Origin of the sequence: Eikenella halliae (assembly GCF_001648475.1) — a bacterium.
GTDB classification, from domain to species: Bacteria; Pseudomonadota; Gammaproteobacteria; order Burkholderiales; family Neisseriaceae; genus Eikenella; species Eikenella halliae.
Genome location: NZ_LXSQ01000018.1, coordinates 1 through 5564 on the forward strand (window position 1 = coordinate 1; position 5564 = coordinate 5564).

At 51.1% G+C, this 5564-nt stretch carries 2 tRNA genes and 3 rRNA genes; all 5 read left to right on the forward strand.

The window, feature by feature from the left end:
* The first annotated feature begins 145 nt into the window (after window positions 1-145).
* The 5 genes from A7Q00_RS07115 to rrf all read left to right on the forward strand — a co-directional run bounded on the left by A7Q00_RS07115 (window position 146) and on the right by rrf (window position 5444).
* Window positions 146-1686, forward strand: a 16S ribosomal RNA gene (locus A7Q00_RS07115).
* 69 nt (window positions 1687-1755) lie between these two features.
* Window positions 1756-1832 (forward strand) — tRNA-Ile (locus A7Q00_RS07120).
* 35 nt (window positions 1833-1867) lie between these two features.
* Window positions 1868-1943, forward strand: a tRNA-Ala gene (locus A7Q00_RS07125).
* 328 nt (window positions 1944-2271) lie between these two features.
* Window positions 2272-5155, forward strand: a 23S ribosomal RNA gene (locus tag A7Q00_RS07130).
* Between the two features lie 175 nt (window positions 5156-5330).
* Window positions 5331-5444: ribosomal RNA gene (gene rrf / locus A7Q00_RS07135) — 5S ribosomal RNA — on the forward strand.
* The 16S, 23S and 5S rRNA genes sit together here with 2 tRNA genes alongside, the layout of an rRNA operon.
* Window positions 5445-5564 lie beyond the last annotated feature (120 nt).

A 5564-nucleotide genomic window follows, 5' to 3' on the forward strand; every position in this document is an offset into this window, starting at 1 on the left:
GTTCGGTTCAGCAGCTCTTTAACAATCAGATTACCGATAAGTGTGGGTGTTTTACACCTGCACTGTTGAGAAGAAGACAAGACGATGTTTGACATTGTTCTGTCGGTTTCTTTGAAGCAGACCAGAAGTTGTTAAGTTAGAGATTGAACATAAGAGTTTGATCCTGGCTCAGATTGAACGCTGGCGGCATGCTTTACACATGCAAGTCGAACGGCAGCGGGGTAGTGCTTGCACTACTGCCGGCGAGTGGCGAACGGGTGAGTAATATATCGGAACGTACCGAGTAATGGGGGATAACCAATCGAAAGATTGGCTAATACCGCATACGTCCTACGGGAGAAAGCGGGGGATCGCAAGACCTCGCGTTATTCGAGCGGCCGATAACTGATTAGCTAGTTGGTGGGGTAAAGGCCTACCAAGGCGACGATCAGTAGCGGGTCTGAGAGGACGATCCGCCACACTGGGACTGAGACACGGCCCAGACTCCTACGGGAGGCAGCAGTGGGGAATTTTGGACAATGGGGGCAACCCTGATCCAGCCATGCCGCGTGTATGAAGAAGGCCTTCGGGTTGTAAAGTACTTTTGTTAGGGAAGAAAAGGGAAGTGCTAATACCACTTTTTGCTGACGGTACCTAAAGAATAAGCACCGGCTAACTACGTGCCAGCAGCCGCGGTAATACGTAGGGTGCGAGCGTTAATCGGAATTACTGGGCGTAAAGCGAGCGCAGACGGTTACTTAAGCAGGATGTGAAATCCCCGGGCTTAACCTGGGAACTGCGTTCTGAACTGGGTAGCTAGAGTATGTCAGAGGGGGGTAGAATTCCACGTGTAGCAGTGAAATGCGTAGAGATGTGGAGGAATACCGATGGCGAAGGCAGCCCCCTGGGATAATACTGACGTTCATGCTCGAAAGCGTGGGTAGCAAACAGGATTAGATACCCTGGTAGTCCACGCCCTAAACGATGTCGATTAGCTGTTGGGTAACTTGATTGCTTAGTAGCGTAGCTAACGCGTGAAATCGACCGCCTGGGGAGTACGGTCGCAAGATTAAAACTCAAAGGAATTGACGGGGACCCGCACAAGCGGTGGATGATGTGGATTAATTCGATGCAACGCGAAGAACCTTACCTGGTCTTGACATGTACGGAAGAACTCAGAGACGAGTTTGTGCCTTCGGGAGCCGTAACACAGGTGCTGCATGGCTGTCGTCAGCTCGTGTCGTGAGATGTTGGGTTAAGTCCCGCAACGAGCGCAACCCTTGTCATTAGTTGCCATCATTAAGTTGGGCACTCTAATGAGACTGCCGGTGACAAACCGGAGGAAGGTGGGGATGACGTCAAGTCCTCATGGCCCTTATGACCAGGGCTTCACACGTCATACAATGGTCGGTACAGAGGGTAGCCAAACCGCGAGGTGGAGCCAATCCCAGAAAACCGATCGTAGTCCGGATTGCACTCTGCAACTCGAGTGCATGAAGTCGGAATCGCTAGTAATCGCAGGTCAGCATACTGCGGTGAATACGTTCCCGGGTCTTGTACACACCGCCCGTCACACCATGGGAGTGGGGGATACCAGAAGCAGGTAGGGTAACCGCAAGGAGCCCGCTTGCCACGGTATGCTTCATGACTGGGGTGAAGTCGTAACAAGGTAGCCGTAGGGGAACCTGCGGCTGGATCACCTCCTTTCTAGAGAAAGAAGTAGGGGTAGAGCATCCACACCTATCGGTAATCGGATACAGATGCGAAGAGAATGTTGGGTTTGTAGCTCAGCTGGTTAGAGCACACGCTTGATAAGCGTGGGGTCGGAGGTTCAAGTCCTCCCAGACCCACCAGTAGGCGTAGAGCGGAGCAGATCCGCCCAGGTACTGGGGGCATAGCTCAGTTGGTAGAGCACCTGCTTTGCAAGCAGGGGGTCATCGGTTCGATCCCGTTTGCCTCCACCACACAATACTTTCCAAATAAAAGTATGCTAAATATGCAAGTAAGCTGCTACATTTTGCAGTTTGCGTGGTAGTTTATTTTTATTTGCGAAGTCAAAACGCATCGATCTTTAACAAATTGGCAAGCCGAAATCAACAAACAAACGAAGTAAGGCTTATCCTAGAGATAAGTCATACAGAATTTGGGTGATGATTGTATCGACCGAATCCTGAAACACAAAAGGCAGGATTCGGACACAACAAGCAGTAAGCTTTATCAGAGTAGAGGTCTTAAGCCCCAGCTGTCGTCAACGCAGCGCAGGCGAAGTCAAAAAGGCACTTCAAATGATAGAGTCAAGTGAATAAGTGCATCAGGTGGATGCCTTGGCGATGATAGGCGACGAAGGACGTGTAAGCCTGCGAAAAGCATCGGGGAGCTGGCAATAGAGCTTTGATCCGGTGATGTCCGAATGGGGAAACCCACACAGCAATGTGTATCCTAAGCCCAATACATAAGCTTAGAGAAGCGAACCCGGAGAACTGAACCATCTAAGTACCCGGAGGAAAAGAAATCAACCGAGATTCCGCAAGTAGTGGCGAGCGAACGCGGAGCAGCCTGTATGTGATAGCCGTCGGGATAGGAGAAGGAATTGGAAACTTCTGCCATAGTGGGTGATAGCCCCGTATCCGAAATTCCGGCAGTGGTACTAAGCATACGACAAGTAGGGCGGGACACGAGAAATCCTGTCTGAAGATGGGGGGACCATCCTCCAAGGCTAAATACTCATCATCGACCGATAGTGAACCAGTACCGTGAGGGAAAGGCGAAAAGAACCCCGGGAGGGGAGTGAAATAGAACCTGAAACCTGATGCATACAAACAGTGGGAGCGCCTTATGGCGTGACTGCGTACCTTTTGTATAATGGGTCAACGACTTACATTCAGTAGCGAGCTTAACCGGATAGGGGAGGCGTAGGGAAACCGAGTCTTAATAGGGCGACATAGTTGCTGGGTGTAGACCCGAAACCGAGTGATCTATCCATGGCCAGGTTGAAGGTGCCGTAACAGGTACTGGAGGACCGAACCCACGCATGTTGCAAAATGCGGGGATGAGCTGTGGATAGGGGTGAAAGGCTAAACAAACTCGGAGATAGCTGGTTCTCCCCGAAAACTATTTAGGTAGTGCCTCATGTATCACTTCCGGGGGTAAAGCACTGTTATGGCTAGGGGGTCATTGCGACTTACCAACCCATGGCAAACTCAGAATACCGGAAAGTGCAATCATGGGAGACAGACAGCGGGTGCTAACGTCCGTTGTCGAAAGGGAAACAACCCAGACCGCCAGCTAAGGTCCCCAATGATAGATTAAGTGGTAAACGAAGTGGGAAGGCTTAGACAGCCAGGATGTTGGCTTAGAAGCAGCCATCATTTAAAGAAAGCGTAATAGCTCACTGGTCGAGTCATCCTGCGCGGAAGATGTAACGGGGCTTAAATCTATAACCGAAGCTGCGGATGCACCTAGTGCATGGTAGGGGAGCGTTCTGTAGGCCTGAGAAGGTGTTTCGTAAGGAATGCTGGAGGTATCAGAAGTGCGAATGTTGACATGAGTAGCGATAAAGCGGGTGAAAAGCCCGCTCGCCGAAAGCCCAAGGTTTCCTGCGCAACGTTCATCGGCGCAGGGTGAGTCGGCCCCTAAGGCGAGGCAGAGATGCGTAGTCGATGGGAAACGGGTTAATATTCCCGTACTTGATTTAAGTGCGATGTGGGGACGGAGAAGGTTAGGTCAGCAAACTGTTGGAATAGTTTGTTCAAGCCGGTAGGTGGAAGGATTAGGCAAATCCGGTTCTTCATAACACCGAGAAGTGATAACGAGTATCTACGGATACGAAGTGACTGATACCACGCTTCCAGGAAAAGCCACTAAGCTCTAGCTTAAATCGAACCGTACCGCAAACCGACACAGGTGGGCAGGATGAGAATTCTAAGGCGCTTGAGAGAACTCGGGAGAAGGAACTCGGCAAATTGATACCGTAACTTCGGGAGAAGGTATGCCCTCTGAGGTGAAGGATTTACTCCGTAAGCTTTGGAGGGTCGCAGAGAATCGGTGGCTGCGACTGTTTATTAAAAACACAGCACTCTGCAAACACGAAAGTGGACGTATAGGGTGTGACGCCTGCCCGGTGCTGGAAGGTTAATTGAAGATGTGAGAGCATCGGATCGAAGCCCCAGTAAACGGCGGCCGTAACTATAACGGTCCTAAGGTAGCGAAATTCCTTGTCGGGTAAGTTCCGACCCGCACGAATGGCGTAACGATGGCCACACTGTCTCCTCCCGAGACTCAGCGAAGTTGAAGTGGTTGTGAAGATGCAATCTACCCGCTGCTAGACGGAAAGACCCCGTGAACCTTTACTGTAGCTTTGCATTGGACTTTGAAGTCACTTGTGTAGGATAGGTGGGAGGCTTAGAAGCAGAGACGCCAGTTTCTGTGGAGCCGTCCTTGAAATACCACCCTGGTGACTTTGAGGTTCTAACCCAGGTCCGTGAACCGGATCGGGGACCGTGCATGGTAGGCAGTTTGACTGGGGCGGTCTCCTCCCAAAGAGTAACGGAGGAGTTCGAAGGTTACCTAGGTCCGGTCGGAAATCGGACTGATAGTGCAATGGCAAAAGGTAGCTTAACTGCGAGACCGACAAGTCGAGCAGATGCGAAAGCAGGACATAGTGATCCGGTGGTTCTGAATGGAAGGGCCATCGCTCAACGGATAAAAGGTACTCCGGGGATAACAGGCTGATTCCGCCCAAGAGTTCATATCGACGGCGGAGTTTGGCACCTCGATGTCGGCTCATCACATCCTGGGGCTGTAGTCGGTCCCAAGGGTATGGCTGTTCGCCATTTAAAGTGGTACGTGAGCTGGGTTTAAAACGTCGTGAGACAGTTTGGTCCCTATCTGCAGTGGGCGTTGGAAGTTTGACAGGGGCTGCTCCTAGTACGAGAGGACCGGAGTGGACGAACCTCTGGTGTACCGGTTGTCACGCCAGTGGCATTGCCGGGTAGCTAAGTTCGGGAAGGATAAGCGCTGAAAGCATCTAAGCGCGAAACCTGCCTGGAGATGAGACTTCCCTGAGGATTAAATCCTCCTGAAGAGTCGTTCTAGACCAGGACGTTGATAGGTGGGGTGTGGAAGCGCGGCAACGCGTGCAGCTAACCCATACTAATTGCTCGTGAGGCTTGACTCTATCATTTGAAGTGCTTTGCGGTGTGGAAACACCGGGGAAGAACACTCAATAGAATAAAGCTTACTGGAAAGAGATACACATTGCCCGAAGGGGACAGCCTGAAACAGGTTGGATCCAGATAAAGGTTGATTGGCCGATAGCAGTATCGGTGGCTTGACGATTTGTACAGTTTAAGTTTGGCGGCCATAGCGGTTTGGTCCCACGCCTTCCCATCCCGAACAGGACCGTGAAACGAACCAGCGCCGATGATAGTACGGATTACCCGTGCGAAAGTAGGACACTGCCAAACGCCTATTTACGACACCCGCCTGATGGCGGGTGTTGTGCTTTGTGGAAAACAACAAAAAGAAAATACAGCGAAAACAAAAGCGAAGATAAACTGGGATAGGAATAAGGGCATAGGAATAAG